The 24,945-nt window shown below is 71.3% G+C and carries 24 protein-coding genes; 17 read left to right on the top strand and 7 right to left on the bottom strand.

Going from position 1 to position 24,945, the window contains the following annotated elements; all coding sequences use genetic code 11:
- Positions 1-36 precede the first annotated feature (36 nt).
- Positions 37-1,566, top strand: coding sequence for a helix-turn-helix domain-containing protein (locus tag ACIQ7Q_RS26170; RefSeq protein WP_403866842.1), 1,530 nt, complete (start codon positions 37-39; stop codon positions 1,564-1,566).
- Positions 1,567-2,274: 708 nt separating this feature from the next.
- Here the strand turns inward: ACIQ7Q_RS26170 and ACIQ7Q_RS26165 are convergent.
- The gene (locus ACIQ7Q_RS26165; RefSeq protein ID WP_403866839.1) at positions 2,275-2,706 is read right to left on the bottom strand and encodes a Tn3 family transposase; all 432 of its coding nucleotides are present in this window, start codon (positions 2,704-2,706) and stop codon (positions 2,275-2,277) included.
- A gap of 58 nt (positions 2,707-2,764) precedes the next feature.
- Positions 2,765-3,712: a DUF5937 family protein gene (locus tag ACIQ7Q_RS26160; RefSeq protein WP_403867147.1), complete on the bottom strand. Its 948-nt coding sequence runs from the start codon at positions 3,710-3,712 to the stop codon at positions 2,765-2,767.
- A 112-nt stretch (positions 3,713-3,824) separates the two neighbouring features.
- Here ACIQ7Q_RS26160 and ACIQ7Q_RS26155 point away from each other — a divergent pair, with 112 nt between their 5' ends.
- Positions 3,825-4,736, top strand: coding sequence for an oxidoreductase (locus ACIQ7Q_RS26155; protein ID WP_403866836.1), 912 nt, complete (start codon positions 3,825-3,827; stop codon positions 4,734-4,736).
- 576 nt (positions 4,737-5,312) lie between these two features.
- Here the strand turns inward: ACIQ7Q_RS26155 and ACIQ7Q_RS26150 are convergent.
- Complete coding sequence (locus tag ACIQ7Q_RS26150) at positions 5,313-5,693, bottom strand: winged helix-turn-helix transcriptional regulator (protein ID WP_403866834.1); 381 nt, start codon at positions 5,691-5,693, stop codon at positions 5,313-5,315.
- A 121-nt stretch (positions 5,694-5,814) separates the two neighbouring features.
- Between ACIQ7Q_RS26150 and ACIQ7Q_RS26145 the strand changes: the two genes are divergently transcribed.
- The 10 genes from ACIQ7Q_RS26145 (at position 5,815) to ACIQ7Q_RS26100 (ending at position 15,212) form a co-directional block, all read left to right on the top strand.
- The gene (locus ACIQ7Q_RS26145) at positions 5,815-6,222 is read left to right on the top strand and encodes a RidA family protein (protein ID WP_403866831.1); all 408 of its coding nucleotides are present in this window, start codon (positions 5,815-5,817) and stop codon (positions 6,220-6,222) included.
- Positions 6,223-6,975: 753 nt separating this feature from the next.
- Positions 6,976-7,497: a hypothetical protein gene (locus ACIQ7Q_RS26140; protein WP_403866828.1), complete on the top strand. Its 522-nt coding sequence runs from the start codon at positions 6,976-6,978 to the stop codon at positions 7,495-7,497.
- A gap of 507 nt (positions 7,498-8,004) precedes the next feature.
- Positions 8,005-8,832 (top strand): serine hydrolase, encoded by an 828-nt coding sequence (locus ACIQ7Q_RS26135; RefSeq protein ID WP_403866826.1) that lies wholly within the window; start codon positions 8,005-8,007, stop codon positions 8,830-8,832.
- 57 nt (positions 8,833-8,889) lie between these two features.
- A complete protein-coding gene (locus tag ACIQ7Q_RS26130) occupies positions 8,890-9,192 on the top strand; it encodes a hypothetical protein (protein ID WP_403866823.1) in 303 nt (100 codons plus the stop codon).
- 97 nt (positions 9,193-9,289) lie between these two features.
- Positions 9,290-9,898 (top strand): helix-turn-helix domain-containing protein, encoded by a 609-nt coding sequence (locus ACIQ7Q_RS26125; protein ID WP_403866820.1) that lies wholly within the window; start codon positions 9,290-9,292, stop codon positions 9,896-9,898.
- A 118-nt stretch (positions 9,899-10,016) separates the two neighbouring features.
- Positions 10,017-11,222 carry an NAD(P)/FAD-dependent oxidoreductase gene (locus tag ACIQ7Q_RS26120; RefSeq protein ID WP_403866818.1) on the top strand — a complete coding sequence of 402 codons (1,206 nt, stop codon included), beginning with the start codon at positions 10,017-10,019 and terminating at the stop codon, positions 11,220-11,222.
- A 24-nt stretch (positions 11,223-11,246) separates the two neighbouring features.
- The gene (locus ACIQ7Q_RS26115; protein ID WP_403866815.1) at positions 11,247-11,723 is read left to right on the top strand and encodes a (2Fe-2S)-binding protein; all 477 of its coding nucleotides are present in this window, start codon (positions 11,247-11,249) and stop codon (positions 11,721-11,723) included.
- Positions 11,720-13,282 carry an FAD-dependent oxidoreductase gene (locus ACIQ7Q_RS26110; RefSeq protein ID WP_403866813.1) on the top strand — a complete coding sequence of 521 codons (1,563 nt, stop codon included), beginning with the start codon at positions 11,720-11,722 and terminating at the stop codon, positions 13,280-13,282. The genes ACIQ7Q_RS26115 and ACIQ7Q_RS26110 overlap by 4 nt, the downstream gene beginning before the upstream one ends.
- The gene (locus tag ACIQ7Q_RS26105; protein WP_403866810.1) at positions 13,279-14,211 is read left to right on the top strand and encodes a dihydrodipicolinate synthase family protein; all 933 of its coding nucleotides are present in this window, start codon (positions 13,279-13,281) and stop codon (positions 14,209-14,211) included. Before ACIQ7Q_RS26110 ends, ACIQ7Q_RS26105 begins: the two co-directional genes overlap by 4 nt.
- The gene (locus tag ACIQ7Q_RS26100; protein WP_403866807.1) at positions 14,211-15,212 is read left to right on the top strand and encodes a proline racemase family protein; all 1,002 of its coding nucleotides are present in this window, start codon (positions 14,211-14,213) and stop codon (positions 15,210-15,212) included. The genes ACIQ7Q_RS26105 and ACIQ7Q_RS26100 overlap by 1 nt, the downstream gene beginning before the upstream one ends.
- A 53-nt stretch (positions 15,213-15,265) precedes the next feature.
- Here the strand turns inward: ACIQ7Q_RS26100 and ACIQ7Q_RS26095 are convergent, their stop codons facing one another.
- Positions 15,266-16,180 carry a serine/threonine dehydratase gene (locus ACIQ7Q_RS26095; RefSeq protein ID WP_403866804.1) on the bottom strand — a complete coding sequence of 305 codons (915 nt, stop codon included), beginning with the start codon at positions 16,178-16,180 and terminating at the stop codon, positions 15,266-15,268.
- 78 nt (positions 16,181-16,258) lie between these two features.
- On the opposite strand from ACIQ7Q_RS26095, the gene ACIQ7Q_RS26090 reads away from it, so the two are divergent.
- Positions 16,259-17,200, top strand: a complete 942-nt coding sequence (locus tag ACIQ7Q_RS26090; protein ID WP_403866801.1) for a LysR family transcriptional regulator — start codon at positions 16,259-16,261, stop codon at positions 17,198-17,200.
- 231 nt (positions 17,201-17,431) lie between these two features.
- Positions 17,432-17,893, top strand: coding sequence for an SPW repeat protein (locus tag ACIQ7Q_RS26085; protein ID WP_403866798.1), 462 nt, complete (start codon positions 17,432-17,434; stop codon positions 17,891-17,893).
- Between the two features lie 94 nt (positions 17,894-17,987).
- Here the strand turns inward: ACIQ7Q_RS26085 and ACIQ7Q_RS26080 are convergent, their stop codons facing one another.
- Complete coding sequence (locus ACIQ7Q_RS26080; protein ID WP_403866796.1) at positions 17,988-18,386, bottom strand: RidA family protein; 399 nt, start codon at positions 18,384-18,386, stop codon at positions 17,988-17,990.
- Positions 18,383-19,507 (bottom strand): acyl-CoA dehydrogenase family protein, encoded by a 1,125-nt coding sequence (locus ACIQ7Q_RS26075; RefSeq protein ID WP_403866793.1) that lies wholly within the window; start codon positions 19,505-19,507, stop codon positions 18,383-18,385. The genes ACIQ7Q_RS26080 and ACIQ7Q_RS26075 overlap by 4 nt, the downstream gene beginning before the upstream one ends.
- A 99-nt stretch (positions 19,508-19,606) precedes the next feature.
- On the opposite strand from ACIQ7Q_RS26075, the gene ACIQ7Q_RS26070 reads away from it, so the two are divergent.
- From ACIQ7Q_RS26070 to ACIQ7Q_RS26060, 3 genes are read left to right on the top strand one after another with little or no spacing between them, the layout of a single operon-like run.
- On the top strand, positions 19,607-21,223 hold the full coding sequence (locus ACIQ7Q_RS26070; protein WP_403866790.1) for an AMP-binding protein: 1,617 nt from the start codon (positions 19,607-19,609) through the stop codon (positions 21,221-21,223).
- A 4-nt stretch (positions 21,224-21,227) separates the two neighbouring features.
- Positions 21,228-22,046: a PaaX family transcriptional regulator C-terminal domain-containing protein gene (locus ACIQ7Q_RS26065; protein WP_403866787.1), complete on the top strand. Its 819-nt coding sequence runs from the start codon at positions 21,228-21,230 to the stop codon at positions 22,044-22,046.
- Positions 22,043-22,477, top strand: a complete 435-nt coding sequence (locus tag ACIQ7Q_RS26060; RefSeq protein WP_403866784.1) for a hypothetical protein — start codon at positions 22,043-22,045, stop codon at positions 22,475-22,477. The genes ACIQ7Q_RS26065 and ACIQ7Q_RS26060 overlap by 4 nt, the downstream gene beginning before the upstream one ends.
- Here ACIQ7Q_RS26060 and ACIQ7Q_RS26055 read toward each other — a convergent pair.
- Positions 22,464-24,944 carry a bifunctional salicylyl-CoA 5-hydroxylase/oxidoreductase gene (locus tag ACIQ7Q_RS26055; protein WP_403866781.1) on the bottom strand — a complete coding sequence of 827 codons (2,481 nt, stop codon included), beginning with the start codon at positions 24,942-24,944 and terminating at the stop codon, positions 22,464-22,466. The genes ACIQ7Q_RS26060 and ACIQ7Q_RS26055 overlap by 14 nt on opposite strands.
- Position 24,945 lies beyond the last annotated feature (1 nt).

The following is a 24,945-nucleotide window of genomic DNA, read 5'->3' as shown; positions in this document are numbered from 1 at the left end:
TCAGCCGCATCTCATATGTGAGATAGCCTTCCAGTCATGGCAGACGACTACCTCGCACGCATCGGCCAGCTCATCCGTGACGCCCGCCAGCATCGTGGCTGGACACAGACGCAACTCGCCGACGCGCTCGGCACCAGCCAGAGTGCGGTGAACCGTATTGAGCGCGGTAATCAGAACATCAGCCTTGAGATGATCGCCCGCATCGGTGAAGCGCTGGACAGTGAGATCGTCTCTCTCGGTTACGCGGGCCCCATGCATCTGCGAGTGGTCGGCAGGCGCCGGCTCTCCGGCTCCATCGACGTCAAGACGAGCAAGAACGCCTGCGTGGCGCTGCTGTGCGGCTCGCTGCTCAACAAGGGTCGTACGGTGCTGCGTCGCGTCGCTCGTATCGAAGAGGTCTACCGGCTGCTGGAGGTACTCAACTCCGTCGGCGTACGCACCCGTTGGATCAACGAGGGCCGCGACCTGGAGATCGTGCCGCCGGCCGGGCTCGACATGGACGCGATGGACGCGGAAGCCGCTCGCCGGACCCGTTCCATCATCATGTTCCTCGGCCCTCTGCTGCACCGGATGGACAACTTCCGGCTGCCGTACGCCGGAGGCTGCGACCTCGGGACGCGGACCATCGAACCGCACATGATCGCGCTGCGCCGCTTCGGCCTGGACATCACCGCCACCGAGGGCATCTACCACGCGGTGGTGGACCGTTCCGTCTCGCCCACCCGCCCGATCGTGCTGACCGAGCGCGGCGACACCGTCACCGAGAACGCGCTGCTGGCCGCCGCCCGGCACGACGGCGTGACCGTCATCCGTAACGCGTCCTCCAACTACATGGTCCAGGACCTGTGCTTCTTCCTCGAGGCACTCGGGGTCAAGGTCGAGGGCGTCGGCTCGACGACACTGACGGTGCACGGCGTGCCCAACATCGATGTGGACGTCGACTACTCCCCCTCCGAGGACCCGGTCGAGGCGATGAGCCTGCTCGCCGCGGCGGTCGTCACCGAGTCGGAGCTGACGATCCGCCGGGTGCCGATCGAGTTCCTCGAGATCGAGCTGTCGGTGCTCGAGGAGATGGGCCTCGACCACGACCGCACCCCCGAGTACGCCGCGGACAACGGCCGGACCCGGCTGGTGGACCTGACGGTACGGCCCTCGAAACTCGAGGCCCCGATCGACAAGATCCACCCGATGCCGTTCCCCGGCCTGAACATCGACAACGTGCCGTTCTTCGCGGCGATCGCGGCCGTCGCCCAGGGCCAGACCCTGATCCACGACTGGGTCTACGACAACCGTGCGATCTACCTGACGGACCTCAACCGCCTCGGCGGCCGCCTCCAGCTGCTCGACCCCCACCGCGTCCTGGTCGAGGGCCCGACGCGCTGGCGCGCCGCGGAGATGATGTGCCCGCCGGCTCTGCGCCCGGCGGTGGTCGTCCTGCTGGCGATGATGGCGGCGGAGGGCACCTCGGTCCTGCGCAACGTGTACGTCATCAATCGCGGTTACGAGGACCTGGCGGAGCGGCTGAACTCGGTGGGGGCGCAGATCGAGATCTTCCGCGACATTTAATGTGCGGATGCCGCCGTTCCCCGTCTGACCTGCTGCTTTGCGGGTTAGGGAGGGGTGCGGCGGCATCTCTGGGACTTCTCTGGGACTTTGGCCCCTCGGCGGGCTACGGGCCACGCTCCACAGGCTCTGCCGACCGGCTACGGCTCCGCGAAGATCGCGTCGATGGCGGCACTTCCTCGTGCGCCTCCAGGGCGAGCCCGAGCGCCTCCCCTTGCCGGAGCCCCAGGCCCGCACCGATCACGAGGAGGAGCCGATAGCGGTCGGGCAGTGCCTCCCGTACCGCCAGCACCCGTTCGGGCGACCACGCCTCGACCCTGCCGGGTGTGGCGGCCGGAGGACCGACTGTGCTGGACCGACATGCATTGCGTTCGAGACGACGGTCCTCAACGGCGGCCTGGAGGACGCTGGAGAGCGTCGCGCGCGTCGTGGTCGCGGAGAGGTAGCGAGTGAGGCCGCGTTCGCGGCCGTGCCTCGGCCTGACCGCGATCTCCTCGGCGTTATCGCCGCCCGCCGGGCCCGTCAGGGCAGGGCTGGCGACGGCACGACGGCGATCGCTCCGGTGGTGCTCGGACCCGTTCCCCAGTAGTGCGGCGTACCTGCCGTCGCAGATGAACGCCGTACGTGCCGCGCGGGCCCAGTTCCTCGATCGCCCGATGCATCGGGTGCTTGGGCCCGCCGCGGGTGAAGCGGCGCAGGACCTGCTCGGCCTCAGCGGTGCCCAGACGCAGGGGCGGTGGTGTACTTCACGATCTGGTCGTACTGCTGGCGGATCAGGTCCCAGTCGATCGTCTTGGTCGACAGCACCGGCGCCAGGTTCGGCCACGTCTCGTCCTCCCCGGCCGCCGGCCGGTACAGACGCGCGGAGCCGACGTTCTTCGGTCGGGGCAGCAAGTTGAAGCCAAGCATGTGGGCGAAGGCGAATCCGACGATGGAGGCGCCGTGCCCGTCGGTGTACTGCCGGTCGATCTCCACGTCCGTGCAGTGCCGCAGCACGCCCTCGATCATCGCGGCGACATCAGAGGCCGAGCAGGACTTGAGCCGGCTGTAGACGCACAGCGAGGCCCTCAGATACCGGCCGATCACCCTGTGAACGGCCAGGTGGGTCAGCCGACGGCTGCCTGCTGTTCGGCTACTGACCATGTAGGACACGGCCTTAGTGGTCTGCGCCGGAAGTCCTTCGGGGGTTGGCTTCGGAGTCTCAGCCGGAAGCAGCTTCGAGGAGGGTCTCGGCGGCGGCGGTGCGGGCGTAGAGGACGGAACGGCCGACGCGGTGGGCGCTGACCAGACCCGCCTCGCGCAGCGCGGTCAGACACTGGGATACCCCGGCTGCGGAGAGCCCGGTACGGCGCGCCAGCTCGGTGGTGGAGGCCGGAGTCTCCAGTTCAGTCAGCAGCAGGGTCCGCGAGCGGCCGAGTACGCCGGCCAACGCGTCGTTCCTGGCCGCGGGCCGGGATTCCCACAGCGAGCCGACGCCCCGTGCCGGATAGGCGAGTTGCGGCGGGTCGGGCAGTGCCACGCGGGTGCCCAGGCCCGGTCCGGCGAAGGCCGATGGAATCAGTACCAGCCCCGCGCCTGCCGTCTTGCGGGACAGCGGTTGCTTGCGGCGGGCCAGCCGCAATGCGTTGTCGTCCCAGACCACCGTGGTGTGCAGGTCGTTGAAGAGGTGGCTGGTGCCGTGCTCGGCGACTTGGCGGGCGCGGTAGTAGACGTCGGCGTTGAGCACGGTGCGGATCCGGGCCCAGTAGGGGGCGAGTGCCAGCTCCCAGTAGGTCTCGATTGCTTCGGTGACCTTGGCCAGGCGGGCCTGCGGGTCGGCATACAGAGCTCGCATACGAGGGCCGAGACGCCCCTGGTGACGGGCCAGGTGGTCGAGGTCGCGGCGTACCCGGTCAACGGGAGCAGCCTGGATCGCAGCCAGCTCCGTCGCCAACGTGGGGGCCGGGCCGGCGGGCGCGGGGTTGAGGAAGTCGGGAACGTATCCCGAGGGCGGGATCAGCTCGGCGAGCCAGCCCCGGGCCGCCCCGGCGGCCGCCGACCGTGGCCGTACCTGCTCCACCCAGATGTGGTGCACGGGATGCGTGGCGGCGGAGTTCAGCAGCCGGAAGCTGGGCACGACCTCCCACATCGGCGAGACGGCGAACCGCATCTGCGCCAGATCGCTCGTCGAGAACGCCAGCTCCGCCACGGCAGCTACTCCACGGATTCATACATGCCTTAATCATTGGTGCGCCAGCTTATGGTGCAGGGATCATCCCGGCATGACAACAGAGACGATCACCGCGGCGGCATCAGGCAGTTGGACACTCGGCGACCTGGTGGTCAACCGGATCGGGTTCGGCGCGATGCGCCTGACGCAGAACGGCGAGGCGTTCGCGGCGGACGCTTGTCCGAGCGATCGTGGGCGGGCGATCAGTGTGCTGCGCCGTGCGGTCGAGCTCGGGGTGAACCACATCGACACCGCCGCGTTCTACTTCTCGTCCCTACGGTCGGCCAACGAGCTGATCAACCAGGCGCTGGCGCCCTACCCGGATGATCTCGTCATCGCCACCAAGGTCGGTCCGGGCCGGGACCCGTCGGGCGCATGGCTGCCCCATGCAACCCCGGAGCAGTTGCGCGGCCAGGTCGAGGAGAACCTGCGCCAGCTCGGCCGCGACCACCTGGACGTGGTGAACCTGCGCATTGTGGGAACCGATTCGATCGCCGAGCGTTTCGGTGCCCTGGCTGAACTGCGCGAGGCCGGGCTCATCCGGCATCTGGGGTTGTCGAACATCCGCCCCCATCATCTCGCCGAGGCCCAGGCCATCGCCCCGGTGGTCTGCGTCCAGAACATGTACGGCATCGGCGCCTCGCCCGAGCAGGAGGCGTTCCTGCGCACCTGCGGTGAACAAGGCGTCGCCTTCGTGCCGTTCTACTCGATCGCCGGCACCGGACGCGATGCCGGCGCGACGACGACCACCAATAACAGTCAGGTGCACGCCATCGCCCGTGTCCACGGGGTGAGCGCGGCGCAGATCCGGCTGGCGTGGACGCTGCACCGTGGCCCTCATGTGCTGGCCATCCCCGGCACAGGCAACCCCGACCACCTCACCCAGAACGTAGCCGCTGGCACCCTGCGCCTGTCCGAGGACGAACTCGCCGCCCTGGACGGTCTCCAGCACGAGACAGCATGAAGACGACTCTCCGACGTCTGCACACGGCTCTGCTGTTCGGTCTGTCCTGCCTGTTGCTGCCGCGCGCCCGATAGTCCTGACTGCCCAACGGCCTGACCTTGGACATGCCCACCGGGCCCCTGCCCGGGATGTACGACCCGAGCGGCCCGGCCGGCTGCTGTGCGCGCTCTTCGCGACGATGGCGGAGACAGGGGCGGGACAACATCCGCGAGTCGACGCTCGCAGGGCTCGATACCGCGGCTCCTAAGGGCGAGCACGGCGGCCGGCCACCCGTCAGCCGCGTCAACAACGCTTCAGGTCAATACGGCTAGGTCGTGTCGTCAAAGTCCCCTCTGGCCGCCGACGCCCGGCACGCTCCCCCTGAGCTGCGCCAGGGGGTACCCCCACCCCCAGAGGGGGACTCCAGCCGCGTTGTCGTCAGTCGCCCATGTCCCCCGTAGCCCTTCGGGCACGGGGGCGCCCCCACCGCAGTGGCTCCTTCCTCCGCCTTGCGATCGCACGCACCAGACGCCGCCGGCCCCGCCCTTCGGGCGGACGACGCTACCTCGACGACACTCCCTAGGAGCGCTCCACGTGTCAGGAGTCGAAACGGCGGCGGGAGGACTCGATGTGGCCGAGGTACCGGTGGGTCCAGTCACACAGGCCGTCGATCGTCACGCGCAGGGCCTGGCCCGGTTCGGTCAGGGTGTACTCGACTCGCGGCGGCACGGTGGGGTGCACGGTCCGTTCCAGCAGCCCGTAGCGCTCCAGCATGCGCAGGTTCTGGGTGAGCATCTTGTGGCTGATGCCCTCGATCTCGTTCCGCAGCTCGCTGAAGCGCAGGGTGCGTTCACCAAGCGCCTCGATGATCAGCAACGCCCACTTATTGGCAACGTCGGAGAAGATCTCCCGCGCCAAGGAGTCCGCGCGCCTCAGGTCGGCTTGGTCGGCTGGGCCCCTGAACTGCTTGGTCACCATGAGGTTCCCCAGTCACTGAAAAGTGCGTTCTTCCATGTCAACGGTCACTCTCCTACGGTTTCTGAGTAACCACAAGAGACCGCGAGAGTCCACGGACTCTCCCGACGAGGAGGCGGACAATATGGCCATCACCCTGGTGAACCCCAGCGGATTGCCCGAGATCGATGTCTACCGGCAGGTGTCGATCGCGACGGGCTCGAAGCAGGTCTTCATCGCCGGGCAGGTCGCCTGGGATGCCGATGGGGCAACGGTCGGCGAAGGCAACCTCGCCGCGCAGGTCGAGCAGTGCTACCTCAACATCGCCACCGCCCTGGCCGAGGCCGGCGGCTCCTTCGACGACGTGGCGAAACTGACCGTCTACGTCGTCGACTGGACCCCCGACAAGATGCCCCTCCTCCTGGAGGGGATCACCCGGGCGGCCGCGAACCTGGGCGTCACCCCGGTCCCGCCGGCCACACTGCTGGGCGTTGCGGCACTGGACGTACCCGACCACCTGGTCGAGATCGAAGCCACCGCGATCCTCGACTGAACAGAGGTTCTCCGCCTGGGCTTGTCCAAATGGAGTCCGCCCTCGCGAGTCGAGTGGCGCACCGCGGCGCGGGGAGCCGCTCGGCCAGTGCGTCGAACGGTGCCGGCAAGCGCTGCAGGGCCGCGTAGCCGAGCGCAACCTCTGCTCGCGGCCCGGGACAACCTCAGCACCCTCGCGTACGGCCGCGTCCTATCCGCCAGATGCTCGAGCAGCGCGCTCATGCCGATGCCCGCATCGCCGCGCAACCCACTTGCATCCGATGGTGGCTGCACTGGGCGACCGAGGCTTGGCAGGCTCCGCCGGCTCACAGCCGCCGGCGACCGCAGCTCAGCAGGCACCACGCACCCATGACGGCAGGTCACAGCGCTCGCTCGTCTCTTCCGCGATATCTGAACGGCCGTCACGTGTACGCCGACGCATCCCCGTCCGACTGCCAGAAGCGGTCGAGGAGGGGGTGCGGATGCGGCCGTGGGACTTCTCACCTCCGGCGGGCGGGCTCCGACGGGCCGCGGTCCCGGCGACTGCCGGCCGGCCGAGGCTGCGCGAGGGTCGCATCAATGGCGGTGTTGCCCCCGCGCCCCCGCCTGGAGCAGGAAGTGGCGCGCTTCCGCACCGGGTCCGTGCGCTCGCGGCGTCGTGCCGAAACCACCGCCCGTACGGCCGAAAACAGAACCGGACACGGCCGCCTGTCGGAGACTGGCAGGATAACGATCACCGGGTGAACAGGAGAGAAGGGCGTCGATGGACCCGTTGATGCACGTGCCTGCCGATGATCCGCTCTTCGGCGTGGTCGACAGCGAACTCGACCACGAGGCCGGGACCCTGGTCGTGAGCGGCGGCGCTCTTCCGCGGGCCGAGATCCGACGGACCACCGGTACGCCACCGCAGAGTCACGTGCCGATCGGTACGCGCGACCCGGAGCGTCTCACCCTGAGGATTGACGGCATCGACGAAGCCCTGCGCCCCGCCAAGGGCTTTCTGACCCGGCGGTCGTACCGGGTGGAGGTCGTGTCCGGGGTGCAGGGGTGCCGTTACCTGTTGGTGCCCGATTCCCTCGACACCAGCCGTCTGTTGCGGGACGGCAGAGTTCTCGGCGTCTTCACTTCGACCGGGGACGGGAGCGTGACAGCCGAGTGGAGGGCGGAGGCCGGCTCCGGGCGCGGCGCGGGGCTCTACGACGCGTCGGTCGGGTACGCGCTTGCCGCCGCGTTCGGCACGGGTGCCGAACCGATGTGGAAGCTGACGCTGGACGCCGTACTCGACCTGTGGCCGTGAGGCCGGACGTCCGTCACCCCTCCGACCGCGGCAGCAGGTGTGAGCAGGTGGAGCGGGCGACGAAGGCGATGCCGTCGTAGTCCTGCACCCACGAGCGGGTGCGCCACGTGGAAGCGGTGGCCCGAACCGCGGCACTCCTGTCACCTCATCAGCCGCTCGCCGCATGCCCGCCTAGACCTATCGGCCGACCGAACAGGCCAGGCGAATGCCCCACTTGTAGCGTCGATTCGAGGGCGCCACACGGCGCGCGCACCGCATCGATGCCTGCCGAATGCGCAGAGGCGGGCTGACGGTCGAAAGGGCGACGAGCTGATGGTCCGTGAGACGACGCCGAAAGTGACCTGGGTGACGATTTCCATCGCGGTCTCCCTTGCCTTCGCCATATCCGTCTCGGCGCCCTCGCGGGAACCCTCCGCCCCCGCGCCCGCCCCGCATCCGGCTTCCGCCGCCCCTACCGTTTCGGCCTCGGCGGCCCACGCTCCCCCGGCCTCCCGCCAGAAGGGGAAGGTGGAAACCACCGCACAGCCGTTCAAGGGCGGGCTCATCGAATGCGCCTCCAGGAAACCCCGGCTCGCCCACGACCTGACCCGCGCCATAGCCCGGACGCTGGCCAGTCGCGACAGCCGGGTCTCCATAGCGCTGTACGACCGGACGACGCGCACTTCCTGCACGTACCGCGCCGACAAGCGCTTCGACTCGGCGAGCATTGTGAAGCCGACGATCCTGGGTGCGCTGCTCCACATCAGAGACGGGTATTTGACAGACGAGGAGCAGTATCTCGCCAGAAAAATGATCGTGAATTCGGACAACCAGTCGACGTACATGCTGTGGGACACCGTAGGCCCCGACAACATCCAGCATTTTCTGGACGAGGCCGGAATGACGAACACCGCCATTAACGAAGCCGGGTTCATGGGCCTGACGCAGGTCACCGCCAGGGACCAGGCCACTCTGCTCGCCCTGCTGACCGGGGAGGACGACACGGTTCTGGACGAGGAAGAGCGCGCCTACATCCTCGGGCTGATGCGTGACGTGCAGGACGATCAGCGGTGGGGAGCGCCCGCCGGGGCGCCCTCCGACGCCGCCGTGCAGGTCAAGAACGGATGGCTTCAGCGTTCCGACGCGAACCTCAGGAACCCGTGGGACCGCGGGGACTGGAAGGTCCACAGCATGGGCGCGTTCACCGGCCGTGCGTACGACTACGGCCTGGTGGTGCTCACCGAGAACAACCGGGTTCCCGCACACGGGCATCCGGATGCGGGATGGGACTACGGCATGGACACGATCGAGAGTGTGGCGAGTGCCATTCACCGGAACCTGCACCCCGACCGGTGACGCAGGGGCGGCTCCGTGCATCGCCGCGCGCGGCAGTCGCCTCGACGGAGACTGCCGGTGCTCGTCACAGGTGTAAGGGCCCGGATCGGCGTACGCCGATCCGGGCCCTCGCACGTGGGTGCCCGCACTCACCCCCTTGACCGCTCCGGCGGTGAGCCCCTGGACGATGTGCCGGAAGGCGGGGAGTTCAAGCGCGCCGGCGACGAGGACCACCGTGCCATCGGCACCGCGCCGGCGAACCGCGACCCTGCCGCGAGCGCCGCGGCCGCGCACACCGCCCGCAGCAGAACCCCGGCTCAACGCCTGGCCCCGCCCGTGACCGAGGACGCCGTGGACGAGCAGCCGAACGCACTCGGCTGACGGCGGCATTTGCCGGGCCCTCCGACGAGCCGCGATGATCGGCGGACCGAACGACAGATCGTTCGATATACAGAACGATGGCGACGGAGGGGCGGACGTGAGCGACCACGGTGGTTCGATCCAGGAGATGCTGGCGACCAACCTCAGACGGGCGAGAACCCAGCGCGGGCTCTCGATCTCCGAGCTGTCCCGGCGCTCCAGGATCGGCAAGGCGACGCTGTCTCAGCTGGAGTCCGGAAACGGCAACCCGACCATCGAGACGGTGTTCAGCCTGTCCCGCGCCCTGGGGTTGCCGGTGTCGGACCTGCTGGACACCCGTCCCCCGGGCGGTCCGACCGTGGTGCGCGCCGCAGACGTGGAGGTGCTCAGCGGCGAGGGCGTCGATCTGCGCGCGCTCCGGCGGATCGAGACGGGCGACACCATCCTCGAGGTCTACGACCAGCAGTTCCGTGCGGATCGCCGACAGGAGTCGCTCGGCCACGCCGGCACCGAACACACCGTCGTACAGTCCGGAAGGCTGAGCGTGGACGTCGGCGGACACGAGGTGGAACTGGGGCCGGGCGACTACGTGTACTTCGACGCCTCTCTGCCGCACCGGTACCTGGCGATCGAGGGCACCGTGCGCTCCGTACTGCTGCTGCAGCACCGGTCGGACCAGCAGCCGCACCCGCAGACACCGCACTCCGCGCCGCGGCCCCCGTCCTGAGGGAGGCGCACGCGCCGGCGGCTCTCGTGCCCCAGCTGCCGTTCGCTTGGCCGTTGACACGTCCCCGACTCCGACCTAGCCTCGATCTCGTTCGGTAGAGCGAACGGTTGGGGGCTCGGTGAACGGGACGCGTGTGGCAGTGCTGGGCGCCGGGATCGTCGGTGCCGCCTGCGCCCGCGAACTCGCCTTGGCCGGCTTCGCCGTCACCGTCGTCGACCGCGGCGGCCCCGCCGCGGCGACCACGTCGCACGGCGAGGGCAACGTGCTGATCTCCGACAAGGGTCCCGGCCCCGAGCTGCGGCTCGCCCAACTGTCCCGCGCCCTGTGGCCCGAGGTGCTCGAGGCCGTCGCCGAACGGTCGTCGCACGGCGCCGAGGCGGTCGCGGCCGTCGAGTGGGAGCCCAAGGGCGGCATCGTCGTCGCGACCACCGCCACCGGAGCCAGTGAGCTGTCCCGTTTCGCCGCCACCCAGCGCGAGGCCGGAGTACGGGCGGAGGCCCTCGACGCGGACGCACTCGCAGAGGCCGAGCCCTACGTCACCCGTGACCACACCGCGGCGCTGCACTACCCCGACGACGCGCAGGTCCAGCCCGCCGGCGCGGCCGTCGCCCTGCTGACGGACGCGCTCACGGCGGGCGCGGTGCTGCGGACCGGCTGCGAGGTGCTGGGTGCGGTCACCCGCGGGGGTCGTCTCACCGGGATCCGCACATCGGCGGGCCTCCTCGACGCGGATGTGTGCGTCAACGCCGCCGGCCCGTGGTCCGGTGAACTGGCCGCCCGCCTCGGAGCGCCTGTCGACGTCAGGCCCCGGCGCGGCGACATCCTCGTGACCACGCCGTTGCCGCCCATGGTCTTCCACAAGGTCTACGACGCCGACTACGTGGGCGCCGTCGGCAGCAGCGCGGAGGACCTGCAGACATCGGCGGTGGTGGAGTCGACACGGGCGGGCAGCGTGCTTCTGGGTTCCTCGCGCCGCCGGGTCGGCTTCGACGACCGGCTGCGGCCCGAGGTGCTCTCCGCGATCGCAGTCAAGGCGCTGCGGCTGTTCCCGGGCCTGGCGGACGTCCCGGTGATGCGCGCCTACGGAGGGTTCCGCCCGTACGTGCCCGACCACCTGCCGGTCATCGGCCCCGACCCCCGTCTCCCGGGACTGTGGCACGCAACCGGCCACGAAGGCGCCGGCATCGGGTTGTCGCTCGGCACCGCGCTGCTCCTGCGGAACCTGATGCTGGGCCGCCCGACGGACATCGACGCGACAGCCTTCCGGGTGGACCGGCCGGCGGTGCTGGGCGCGGCGTCCACCGTGAACGAGGAGTCGGCATGAGGGAGACGACATGAGGGAGACGGGATGAGCCCCCGGATTGTCCCCACGGGATCCGACGCCGTCGGCCGGCGTGACCGGCCCTTGCGGATCACCGTCGACGGCGAACCCATGGAAGGTGTCGACGGTCAGACTCTGGCGGGGGTGATGCTCGCCGCCGGCCGTCTGTCCTGGCGGCGCGGGCCCTCCGGCGCCCCCCGCGGAGTGTTCTGCGGAATCGGCGTCTGCTTCGACTGCCTGGTGACGGTGGGGCAGGAGCGCGACGTGCGCGCCTGCCGCCGCCGCGCCCGAGAGGGCGATGTGGTGAGCACCCAGTCCCGGTTGCCGGACCCGCCTGTGGTGGCCGAGTCGACGGCGTCGGTCGAGGCCCGGGGACGGACGTCGACGGAAGGGTCCGGGGCAGCGGACGCGCCCACGGCGCCGACCACGGCGGGCGGGCCGACCGGGGCTTCCGGGCATACGGGGCCGACCGGGGCTTCCGGGCAGACGGGGGCGCAGAGTTGACGGGCCGCCATGTCGTCGTCGTCGGCGCGGGCCCCGCGGGCCTCGCCGCCGCCGAGGCGGCGCTCCGCGCGGGCGCCGAAGTGACGCTGATCGACACCGCCGAGCAGCCCGGCGGCCAGTACCACCGAATGCTGCCCGACGCCTATGAGGCCGCCCACCCCGGACGGCTCCAGCACGGGCGGCGCGCCTTCGACCGCCGGCGCCGGCACGTGCTGACGCACCCTCACTGCACCTGGCTGCCCGGGACATCGGTGTGGGCGCTGGAGCGGCCCGCTCCCGGCGAGCCGGGGCCGCCGCGGGTGCACGTGCTGCGCGGACCCTGCGACGGCGCCGGGCGGCCCCGTCATGTACTCGCCCCGGACGCGCTGGTGCTGGCCACGGGAGCACACGACCGTGTGCTCCCGTTCCCCGGCTGGGACCTTCCCGGCGTGTTCACGGCCGGCGCGGCGCAGGCACTGGCCAAGGGGGAAAGGGTCGTCGTCGGGGACCGTGTGGTCGTCGCCGGCACGGGACCGTTCCTGCTGCCGGTGGCCGCGTCGCTGCTGGAGGCCGGCTCCCAGGTGCTCGAGGTGCTCGAGGCCAACGTGCCCGGCACCGTGGCGCGCGGATGGTCGCACCGGCCCTGGGACCTGACCGCTCAGGCGGGCAAGGCCGGCGAACTCCTCCGCTACGGGGCCGTCCTGATCCGCCATCGGGTGCCCTGGAGATCGGGCCGGGCCGTCGTCGAGGCACGCGGTGACGGCCGGGTGGAGGAGGTCGTCACCGCACGGCTTCGCCCGGACTGGTCGGTGGTGCCGGGCACCTGCCGGACCACAGCGGTGGACGCGCTGTGCGTCACCCACGGCTTCACCCCGCAACTCGAGTTGGCCCTTGCCGCCGGCTGCGCACTGCGCGCCGCGGCGGGGGCCGAGTTCGTCGAGGTCGACGACGACCAGCGCACCAGCAGCGCCGCCGTGTACGCCGCCGGTGAGATCACCGGTATCGCGGGCGCCCCGGCGGCGCGGGCCGAGGGGCTGCTCGCCGGGTGGATCGCCGGCGGCGGCCGGGCATCCCCCGCCCTGCGCCGGCTCCGCCGGCAGAGGGACCAGGGGCGAGCGTTCGCCGACCGGCTGGACCGGGCGCATCCCGTCGGCGCGGCCTGGCCCGGATGGCTGCGGCCGGAGACGGTCGTCTGCCGCTGTGAGGAGACCGACTACGCCGCCCTGTGCCGGGCCGCCGCCGATGCGGCCGGCGGGGCCGCCCGGGTCGCCAAACTGACGACCCGCGCAGGCCTCGGCCCGTGCCAGGCCCGTATCTGCGGCCCCACCGTGGCCGCACTCGCCGAGCGACTGCGCGCCGCACCGCCCCCGCACGACTCTGTCGACGGACAGCCCGTCGACGGCCCTGTCGACGGGCTGCCGCCCGCCTCCCCGCACCGCCGGCCGATCGCCCAGCCCATCCGTCTCGGCGACCTGGCACGGCCACCCGACCCGATCCCCGACGACCCCTACCGCACGGCCCCCGCGGCCCCCGCGAGGCGTCCGGCCCGTCCCGCCCGTACGAAGGAGAACGATTCGTGAGCGTCAGCACGCAGCAGGTCGCAGGGCTCGGCGGCGTGGTCGTGGCCACCGCCCTCCCCTATTTCGAGCAGGCGTCGGCACCCGCCGGCCTGGCGGTGGACCTCGACCGGTACGCGGAGCACTGCAAGTGGCTGGTCGACAACGGCTGTCACGGCGTCGGGCCGAACGGCTCCCTGGGCGAGTACTCGTCGCTGACCGACGACGAACGGCGGGCCGTGGCCCGTACCGCGATCGAGGCGGTCGACGGCTCGGGCAAGGTCGTCGTGGGAGTGCACGGCGCCGGATCGCACCAGGCGAGGCACTGGGCCGAACTGGCGGCCGAGGACGGCGCCGACGGGCTGCTGTGCCTGCCGCCGACGATGTACCGCGCCAACAGGGCGGAGGTTCTCGCCCACTTCGAGACCGTGGCGTCCGTAGGCCTGCCGGTGATGGTCTACAACAACCCCATCGACACCAAGGTGGACCTCACCCCCGACCTGCTCGCCGAGATCGCCTGCATCGACAACGTCGTGGCGGTGAAGGAGTTCTCCGGCGACGTGCGACGGGTGCTGGAGATCAGGGAGACCGCGCCGGGCCTGGACGTGATCAGCGGCGCCGACGACGTGGTGCTGGAGAGCCTGCTGATGGGTGCCACCGGCTGGTTCGCCGGGTTTCCGAACGTCTTCCCCGCCGAGTCGGTGCGGCTGTTCGAGCTCGCCACGGCCGGGCGGCTGGAGGAGGCACGCGCGCTGTACGAACCGCTGGTCGCGGCCTTCCGCTGGGACTCGCGCACCGAGTTCGTGCAGGCCATCAAGCTCGGCATGGAGCATGTCGGCCGGTTCGGCGGCGCCTGCCGCCCGCCCCGCGGTCCGCTGACGCCGGCTCAGCGCGAACAGGTGGAGGCCGACATGGCCCGGGCGGTCGCGGCACTCGGGAAGGGGGTGCTCTGATGCGTTCCGTCCGCACTATCAGTGCCGTCGACTCCCACACCGAGGGCATGCCCACTCGGGTCGTCACCGGTGGAGTCGGACCCGTCCCCGGCGCCACCATGGCAGAGCGCCGGCGTCACGCCGTGGAGCACCTCGACCCGCTGCGCCGCTATCTGGTCGACGAGCCGCGCGGGCACTCGGCGATGAGCGGCGCGATCCTCCAACCGCCGACCCGGCCGGACGCCGACTGGGGCGTGCTGTACGTCGAGGTCAGCGGATTCCTGCCGATGTGCGGACACGGCACCATCGGGGTGGCGACCGTGCTGGTCGAGACGGGGATGGTCACGGTGACCGAGCCGGAGACTGTCGTACGCCTCGACACGCCCGCCGGCCTGATCGAGGCGCGCGTCACCGTACGCGACGGCGTCGCGGAACAGGTCACGCTGCGCAATGTGAAGTCGTTCGTCACCGAGCTGAACGCTGCCGTGGAGGTTCCGGGCCTCGGCGTCGTCCGCTACGACATGGCCTACGGCGGGAACTTCTACGCCATCACCGAACTGGACCGGCTGGGGCTGCCGTTCGACCGTGCGCGCAAGGACGACATTCTCGCCGCCGGTCTGTCGGTCATGCGGGCGGTGAACGAACAGAGGCGTCCGGTGCATCCGGAAGATCCGCTCATCGGCGGCTGCAAGCATGTGCAGTTCCTGGCCCCCGGCTCCGACGCCAAGCACTCCCGGAACGCCATGGCCATCCATCCCGGCTGGTTCGACCGGTCGCCGTGCGGCACGGGCACCTCGGCGCGGATGGCACAGCTGTATGCGCGCGGCGAGCTGCCGCTGGACACCGAGTTCGTCAACGAGTCGTTCATCGGCACTCGCTTCACCGGCCGCCTGGTCGGCACGGCCGAGGTCGGCGGGCTGCCCGCCGTCGTGCCCGAATTCTCCGGCCGGGCGTGGATCACCGGCACGGCGAACTACCTCCTCGATCCGGACGATCCGTTCCCGCACGGGTTCGTGCTCTAGGGAGAGAGGCGCCGGCGAGTACCGGCGCCCCCGTCGGTCGATGTGACAGGGCGTCACTCGCCGGCCCAGGCGACGTTGGCTCCGCAGATCACCAGACACGGCCTCTCACCCGGGACCTCTCCCGCCAGCCACGCGGCGAGCGGTGCCGCCGCTGCCGGTTCCGCGGCGATCCGGCACTCGTCCCACAGCCGGTCGCGCGCCCGCAGAATCCGGTCGTCGCCGACGAGAAGGGACGTCACCCCGTGCGCGGCGAGGATGCCGAACGGGATCTCGCCCACCCTGGTCGCGCCCGTCGCGGAAGCGGCGACGGAGTCCACGGCGGAGTCCACCGGCTTCCCGGCGGCCAGCGCGTCGTGCAGGCACCGGCAGTGTTCCGGTTCGACGGCCACGACGCCGCGCCCACCGCTCGCGAGGGCGGTGCCGGCGGCGAGCCCGCCGCCCCCGGCCGCCACGACGAGCGCGTCGACATCGGGAGCGTCGGCCACGATCTCGGCCGCCACGGTTCCCTGTCCGGCGACGACCATCGGGTCGTCGTAGGCGTGGAGGAACCGGTACCCCGACCGCGCCGCCGCCTCCGAGGCGGCCGAGGCCGCCTCGGCGAAGGTGGCGCCGTGCCGGACGAGTCGCGCGCCCGCGGTCACGATGCGCAGCGCCTTCGCCTCCGGCACCGTCTCGGGGACGTACACCGTCGCCGGGACATCGAGCAGCGCGGCGGCCGTCGCGACCGCCAGCCCGTGGTTGCCGCCGGACGCCGCCACCACGTGATCGGCCGATGGTCCGGAGAGGATCGCGTTGAGCGCGCCGCGCAGTTTGAACGAACCGCTGCGCTGCAGGTACTCCAGTTTCAGCAGGACGCGCCGGCCGTCCATCTCCACTTCCAGCAGCGGCGTACGGCGGGCGTAGGGACGGATCCTGTCGGCGGCCCGACGGACATCGGTGGCCGAGAGCGTCTGCATGAGGCTGTCCATGCGTCCATCCTGCGCACCCGGCGCGTGAAGCACCAGCAACGATCAGTGGCCCGTCATTAGCTGTGCTTACGATGAGGCATGGTGCGAGAGCTGGACGTCGGTCGGCTGCGGGTCCTGGTGGAGGTGGCACACGCCAGGTCCATCGCCGAAGCGGCGCGCAACCTGGCCTTCACTCCGTCCGCGCTCTCACAGCAGATCTCCAAACTCGAGTCGGAGCTCGGCGCACGTCTCTTGGAGCGCCGCCCCACCGGCGTCACGCTGACTCCGGTCGGCGCTGTCCTGGTCGAGCACGGGGAGCGGGTGATCGGGGAGCTGCGGCAGGCACGTGCCGCGGTCGATGCGGCCATGGGGGTCCAGCCGGAACGTCTCGCGCTGGGGTCCTTCGCCACCGCGGGCCAGGTGCTGGTGCCCGCCGCGCTCGCCACACTCCGGGGCAGGCATCCCGGGGCGGAGCTGTCGCTCGTCGACATCGAGCCGCCCGACGGCTACGGCCTGGTGACGTCCGGCGATCTGGACGCGTTGATCACCCACCGCTACCCCGGTGTGCCGCAACGACCCCATCCCGGGCTGGACCGCAGTCCTCTCCTCCACGATCCGCTGCGGCTGGTGCTTCCCGCCGGGCATCGGCTCGTGGCCGGCACGGCACGCCGCAGTGTCGGCCTCGGCCGGCTCAGGGACGAGACCTGGATCTCGGGCGCACCGGGCGTCCCGAACCGGATCTGTCTCGACGCTCTCGCTCGTGCCGCGGACATCCGTCTGCGCGTCGCCTACGAGTCCGCCGACTACCACGTCATCCTGGCGCTGGTCGGTGCCGGGCTGGGTGTCGCGCTCGTCCCCGCGAGCGTGCTGACCGGCGCGGAGCGCCACCGGATTTCGGTCCGCCGCCTGCACGGAGTGGCACCGGCACGCGAGATCAGCATCGTGCACCGCCGTAGGCCGGCCGACCTCGTGCGCGAGTTCATCGGCTTCCTGCAGGTCGCCGCGGACAGGATCGGCGCTGCCGAGAAGGGCCGTACGTAGCGTCCGGGGTGCGCGGCCGACGGCGGTGGACACCTCCCGGACGGGCCCCTCCCGCGCCGGGCGCGGCTTGCGGTTGACGACGCCGGACCCAAGAGGATGTTCCCGAGTCACTGGCGCAGCCATGCGCTTGACACGGCCGAGCAGCCGTGATTCTCCGGTTGACCGACCGCCCGGACAGGCGTTCCATGGACATAAAGGACACATAAGGCTGCTGACAGGAGGCGGCCCACCATGACCACCCACGCAGACATCGCGCAACACCCGGACCTGGCCGAGATGCGTTCCCGCTTCGAGCGGGCGACCATTACGCCGCGCGCCCAGGCCGTTGAAACACTGGCCCTTCTCACGGGCCTCTACCTGGCGGCCTCGCCCTGGATCGTCGGCTTCAGCGGGCTGACCAACCTGGCCGTGTGCAATCTGATCACAGGAATCGCCTTCGCCCTGTGCCTGGGCGGATTCAGCCCCGCATACGATCGCACCCACGCCATGGCGTGGGCCGCGTGCGCCATCGGTGCATGGACGATCATTTCCCCATGGGTCGTCTCCGGCAACATGGCCACCACCCGTAGCGTCGTCAGCAACATCATCGTCGGCGTGGTCGCGCTGCTCTGTGGCCTGGCGATGGCCGCGGCGGCCGGCAGCCGGGGCGGAGGCGGCCGCAGTCGGCCGGCCGCCCCCGGACCGCTCAGGTGACCGCCCCGTAACCGAGCGCACCGAAGGCCTCGGCGACAGGAGCGCCGGGGCCTTCTCCCTGTCTGCCGGCGACCGCTGGGACCGTGGCGCCGGCTCAGGGCAGCACGGCCACCCCGTCCACTTCCACCAGGCACTGCTCGTCCCAGAGCCGGACCACTCCGATGACCGCCATGGCCGGGTAGTCCCGGCCCGCCAGCCGGCGCCAGATGCGGCCGAGTTCGCCGGCATGGGCGCGGTAGTCGGCGACGTCGGTGGCGTAGATCGTGACGCGCGCCAGGTGCTGCGGGGTGCCGTCGGCGGCCGAGAGGGCGGCGAGCAGGTTCGTCAGCGCCGTCTCGAACTGCTCGGTGAGCGTCTCGCCCACGACTTTGCCGTCGCCGTCGAGCGCCGTCTGGCCGGCGAGGAACACCAGCCGGGTTCCTGAAGCGGTGACGGCGTGGGAGAAGCCGGTCGGCGGGGAGAGCTCGGCCGGATTGTGGCGGGACAGGCTCATGCGGGGGTCTCCTCGGCGTAGAGCTCCTTGGCGATGATCGTGCGCTGGACCTCGGTGGCGCCCTCGTAGATCCGGGGTGCGCGGACCTCTCGATAGAGGTGTTCGAGGAGGTGCCCGCGCTGGAGGGCGCGGGCGCCGTGCAGTTGGACGGCCGAATCGACGACGTACTGGGCGCTCTCCGTGGCCAGCAGCTTGGCCATCGCCGAACGCTTCGGCACGTCGACGGCACCGGCGTCGTACGCGGACGCAGCGGCGTACACGAGCAGCCGGGCGGCTTCGGTACGGGTGGCCATCTCGGCGACCCGGTGGGCAACCGCCTGGAGGTCCTGGAGATGGCCGCCGAAGGCGCGGCGGCGCGCGGTGTGGGTGATCGTCGCGTCCAGGGCGGCCTGGGCCATCCCGACGGCGAAGGCGCCGACGCTGGGGCGGAAGAGGTTGAGCGTACTCATGGCGACACGGAATCCCTGGTCGTGCTCGCCGACCGTGTCGTCCGCGGTGACCGGTACGTCGTCGAAGCAGAGCGAGCCGATCGGGTGTGGGGACAGCATTTCCAGCGCCCTGCCGGTCAGGCCCGGCCGGTCGGCCGGAACGAGGAAGGCGGTCACGCCGCGTGCTCCCGCCCCTTGCGTGGTCCGGGCGAAGACGGTGTAGAAGTCGGCTTCCGGGGCGTTGGAGATCCAGCGTTTCTCACCGCTCAGCCGCCAGCCGCGGCCGTCCGACACCGCCTTGAGCGCCAGGGCGGCGGCGTCCGAGCCCGCGTCGGGCTCGGAGAGCGCGAACGCGGCGACGGCACGGCCCGAGACGACCTCAGGGAGCCAGCGTTCCCGCTGCGCATCGGTACCCGCCTGGACGAGCGGCGAGGTGCCGAGGCCCTGGAGGGCGAGGGCGGTCTCGGCCTCGGTGCAGCCGTACGCCAGGGACTCGCGGAGCAGGCAGAGTTCGAGCGCACCGGCCGTGAAGAGGCGCTTCAACAGGCCCAGTTCGCCGAGCGCTGCCAGCAAGGGCCGGTTGACGCGGCCCGGTTCGCCTTTCTCCGCGAGGGGCCGGAGCCGTGCCTCGGCCTGGGTGCGCAGCTGGGCACACCAGGCGGTCTGTGCCGGATCGAGCGAAAATACGGGCATTCGTGCCCCCAGTTCAGACGCATCTATCGCGGACCGTTGACTGTCGTCACCATCACGATACGCTCGTTTCGCGACCCCAACACGAGAAGGGGGCGAACCATGGAGCTGTCACCCTCGGCCCACCTCGACACATTCGCGCGCGAGCAGCTGCCGCCCATCGGGCAGTGGCCGGACCTCCTCTTCGACCTGCCCTCGCTGCAGTACCCGCAGCGGCTCAACTGCGGCGTCGAACTGCTGGACCGCACCATCGAGCGCTTCGGCGCCGACCGCCCCGTCTTCCGCTCCGGCGGCGGCGAGATCTGGTCGTACGGGGACCTGCGGGATCAGGTCGACCGGATCGCGCACGTCCTCACCTCGGAGCTCGGGGTCGTCCCGGGCAACCGGGTGCTGCTGCGCGGGCCCACGACACCGTCCCTCGCGGCGTGCTGGCTCGCCGTGATGAAGGCGGGTGGCGTGGCGGTGACGGTCCTCGCCCAGCACCGCGCCAAGGAGCTGTCGACCGTCTGCGAGATCGCCGCGGTCTCCCACGCCCTGTGCGACATCCGCTCGGTCGACGACCTGGTCAAGGCGGAGGTACCGGGGCTGCGGACCACCTCGTTCGGCGGCGATGCGCCCGACGATCTGCTGCGCCTGGCCGCCGCCGGCACGGCGGAGCCGTACGAGGCGGTGCGCACCGCCGCCGACGACGTCGCGCTGATCGCATTCACCTCCGGCACGACGGGCCGTCCCAAGGGGTGCATGCACTTCCACCGGGACGTACTCGCGATCGCCGACACGTTCTCCGAGCATGTGCTGCGGCCGGAGCCGGACGACGTGTTCGCCGGCAGCCCGCCGCTCGGCTTCACCTTCGGACTGGGCGGTCTGGTCGTCTTCCCGATGCGTGTCGGAGCCTGCGCACTGCTGCTGGAACAGGCGGGGCCTGGGCAGCTGCTCCCCGCGATCGCCGAGCACCGGGTCTCCGTCCTGTTCACCGCGCCGACGGCGTACCGGGTGATGCTCGACCGGCTCGACGGCCACGACACCGGCTCGCTGCGGCGCTGTGTCTCGGCCGGGGAGAACCTGCCCGCCGCGACATGGCAGGCCTGGCACGAGCGGACCGGGCTGCGGATCATCAACGGCATCGGTGCGACCGAGCTGTTGCACATCTTCATCTCGGCCGCGGACGAGGCGATCCGACCGGGCACGACGGGCCTTCCGGTGCCCGGCTGGCAGGCGCGTGTCGTAGACGCCGAGGGCGTGCCGATGCCCGACGGCGAGCCGGGGCTGCTCGCGGTCCGCGGCCCCGTCGGCTGCCGCTACCTCGCCGACCCCCGGCAGGCGGAGTACGTCCGAGGCGGCTGGAATCTCACCGGCGACAGCTACGTACGCGAACCGGACGGCTGGTTCCGCTACGTCGCCCGCGCCGACGACATGATCATTTCCGCGGGCTACAACATCGCCGGCCCCGAGGTCGAGGACGCCCTGCTGCACCATCCGGACGTCGCGGAGGCCGCGGTCGTCGGGCGGCCGGACGAGGTGAGGGGACAGATCGTCGTGGCCTACGTCGTCCTGCGCGGCGGCGCCGCGACCGGGGACGACACGGCGGAGGCGCTGCGGGAATTCGTCAAGACACGGCTGACTCCTTTCAAGTGCCCGCGCGAGATCGTTTTCCTCGACGCACTGCCCCGCACACCGACCGGCAAGCTGCAACGGTTCCGGCTGCGCGCTCTAGAGTGATCACGTGGCCGAGCAGCACACCCCCAGATCCCTGATCGTCACCCTGTACGGCGCGTACGGACGCGAACGGCCGGGTCCTCTGGCCGTGGCCGAGCTGATCCGGTTGCTGGGCGCACTCGGTGTGGACGCGCCGTCGGTGCGTTCCTCCGTCTCCCGGCTCAAACGGCGCGGCCTGCTGGTCCCCGAGCGCACACCGGAGGGCACTGCGGGCTACGCGCTGTCCGCGGACGCCCGTCAGCTCCTCGACGACGGCGACCGCCGCATCTACGCCCCCTCGTCCGCCGACCTGGCCGACGGCTGGGTCATCGCGGTCTTCTCCGTACCGGAGTCCGAGCGCCACAAGCGCCATCTGCTGCGCTCCCGCCTGGTCAGGCTCGGGTTCGGGGCGGCGGCACCCGGGGTGTGGATCGCACCCGCCAGGCTTCGCGAGGAGACCGAGCACACGCTGCGGCGCCTGCAACTCGACACGTACGTGGACCTCTTCCGCGGCGAGCACCTCGGCTTCGCGGCGACGGCGGACTCGGTCGCGCGGTGGTGGGACTTGGCGGCGATCGCCAAGCAGCACGAGGAGTTCCTGGATCTGCACGAGCCCGTACTGCGGTCGTGGGAGGCACGCGACGGGACACCCGCCGAGGACGCCTACCGGGACTACCTGCCGGCCCTGGACTCGTGGCGTCGCCTGCCGTACGCCGATCCCGGGCTGCCCGCCGAGCTGCTGCCCCAGGGCTGGCCGGGCGGCCGTTCCGCCGAGGTCTTCGGCCGGCTGCACGCGCGACTGCGGGACGCGGGGGCGAAGTTCGTCACCGGAGAGCCGCAGCAGTGAGCGAGGAACCGGAGCCCCGCTGGGCCGTGGCCGCGAACGTGGTCCTGTGGCGGCGGTACGGGGACCTGGGGCAGGAGCTGCGGCCCGGAACGAAGGCCTACAAGGGCGGGGCGAAGGTGTTCGTCGCGGCCACGTACCCGGGCATGGGGCACGAGCAGCTGACCACGATCGGGCGCGGGCGGCACACCGGGCGGTGGATCACCATCGACACGGCCACCCGGCATCTGCACACCTTCCGCGCCAAGCTGGTGTACACACCGGCGGTGCTGCGGCGGTACGAACTGATCGGCTACCGACCGGTGTCGGACGAGGCGGAGGCCGTGGAGCACGCGGCGATGCTGGAGCGGATCGCCGCCGAGCAGCGCGCTTCGTACCACGGGGGGCCGCACCCCGACCCGTGCCGCTGCCACGAGTGCCTCAGCGCAGGGTGAGGCGCGGCTTCGGGGCGTCGGTGCGGCCCGTGGGCGGCTTGCGGCTGCCCGCGCGGTACGGGAGGGGCCAGGGCGCGGCTTCGCCCGTGTAATCCTGGTCGGCCGCCGCGTGGAGCGTCCAGTGCGGGTCGTAGAGGTGGGGCCTGGCGAGCGCGCACAGGTCGGCGCGACCGGCCAGCAGAATCGAATTGACGTCGTCCCAGGAGGAGATGGCGCCGACGGCGATCACCGGGATGTGCGCCTCGTTGCGGATGCGGTCGGCATAAGGGGTCTGGTACGAGCGGCCGTACTCGGGGCGTTCCTCGGCGACCACCTGGCCGGTGGAGACGTCGACGGCGTCGGCTCCGTGGGCGGCGAAGGCGCGGGCGAGCGCGACGGCGTCCTCAGCGGTGGTACCGCCGTCGGCCCAGTCGGTGGCCGAGATACGGACCGTCATGGGCCGGTCGTCCGGCCAGATGTCCCGCATCGCGTCGAACACCTCGAGCGGGAATCGGAGCCGGTTCTGGCGGGAACCTCCGTACACGTCGGTCCGTTGGTTGGTCAGCGGGGAGAGGAAGCCGGACAGCAGGTAGCCGTGGGCGCAGTGGAGTTCGAGAAGGTCGAAGCCACTGTGGGCGGCGCGCCGGGTGGCCGCGGCGAACTCCTCCCGGATTTCGGTGAGTCCGGCGCGGTCGAGGGCGTGGGGGATCTGGTTGATCCCCGGGCGGTACGGGAGCGGGGAGGCTGCGGACACGAGCCAGTTGCCGGTGTCGAGCGGCTGGTCGATGCCTTCCCACATGAGTTTCGTGGAGCCCTTGCGGCCTGAGTGGCCGAGCTGGACGCCGATGGCGGTGCCGGGCGCGTTGTGGTGGACGAAGTCGGTGACGCGGCGCCAGGCCGCGGCCTGCTCGGGCGTGTAGAGGCCGGTGCAGCCGGGGGTGATGCGGCCCTCGGGGCTCACGCACACCATTTCGGTCATGACCAGGCCCGCTCCGCCGAGGGCGCGGGCGCCGAGGTGGACGAGGTGGAAGTCTCCGGGCACGCCGTCCTCGGCGACGTACATGTCCATGGGCGAGACGACGACACGGTTGCGCAGGGTCAGCCCGCGCAGCCGGAAGGGGGTGAACATCGGCGGTGTGCCCGGCGGACAGCCGAAGTCCTGCTCGACGGCGCCGGTGAAGGCGGGGTCGCGCAGCCGCAGGTTGTCGTGGGTGACGCGCCGGCTGCGGGTGAGCAGGTTGAAGGCGAACTGGCGCGGCGGCTGGTCCGTGTAGGTGGCGACCTCCTCGAACCAGCGCAGGCTGGCAGCGGCCGCGCGCTGGGTGGACTCCACGACCGGGCGCCGCTCGGCCTCGTAGGCGGCGAGGGCGGCGGGCAGGTCGGGCTGCTCCTCGACGCAGGCGGCGAGCGCGAGGGCGTCCTCGACGGCGAGCTTGGTGCCCGAGCCGATGGAGAAGTGCGCGGTGTGGGCGGCATCGCCCAGCAGCACGGTGTTGCCGTGCGACCAGTGGTCGTTGACGACGGTGCGGAACGCGATCCACGTGGAGGAGTTGCCGCGCAGGGGGCGGCCACCGAGGGCGTCGGCGAAGATTTTCGCGCAGCGCTCGGTCGACTGCTGCTCGTCGCAGGCGTCCAGACCGGCCGCGAGCCAGACCTCCTCGCGCATCTCGACGATGACGGTGGAGGCGTCGGACGCGTAGGGGTAGCCGTGCAGTTGCATCACGCCGTGTTCGGTCTCGGCGATCTCGAACCGGAAGGAGTCGAAGGCGAAGTCGGCTGCGAGCCAGATGTACCGGCAACGGTGGGTGGTGATCCGGGGAGCGAAGACGTCGGCGTGGGCGTCGCGGGTGGCGCTGTGGACGCCGTCCGCGGCGATGACGAGGTCATGGCCGGCCGCGAGTTCCGCTGCGGGCGGGGCGGCGGTGCGGAAGCGGAGGTCCACGCCAAGGCCGCGGCAGCGCTCATGCAGGATCTCCAGCAGCCTGCGCCGCCCGAGCGCCGCGAAGCCGTGGCCGCCGGAGGTGCGGGTCTGCCCGCGGTGGGTGACGTCGATGTCGTCCCAGCGCACCAACTCGTCCTTCAGGGCCTGGTAGACGACGGGATCGGCGTGCTCGATCCCGCCGAGGGTCTCGTCGGACAGGACGACGCCGAAGCCGAAGGTGTCGTCGGGAGCGTTCCGTTCCCAGACGGTGATCTCGCGAGCGGTGTCCAGCCGCTTGAGCAGAGCGGCGGCATAGAGCCCACCCGGCCCGCCGCCGATGACGGCGATACGGAGGGGGCGGGCGGACCCGGCGGGAGCGGGTTCCGCCACCGGGGCGGGTTCACTCACCCCCGCTTCGCGGCCGGCGGCCGGAGCCGGGGCCGGTGCCGCTACGGGCACAGGGGCCGCTGCCGCAGGGTCCCCCACCGACGCGGGCCCGCTCAGGCCCACCTCGCGGCCGGCAGCCGGAGCCGGGGCGGGTCGGGCCGCAGGGCCGGTCGCGGGCATG

It is taken from the genome of Streptomyces sp. NPDC096176 (assembly GCF_044763255.1).
GTDB lineage: Bacteria > Actinomycetota > Actinomycetes > Streptomycetales > Streptomycetaceae > Streptomyces.
Note: the sequence above shows the minus strand (reverse complement) of the source record. Positions and strands in the feature narration are given on the sequence as shown.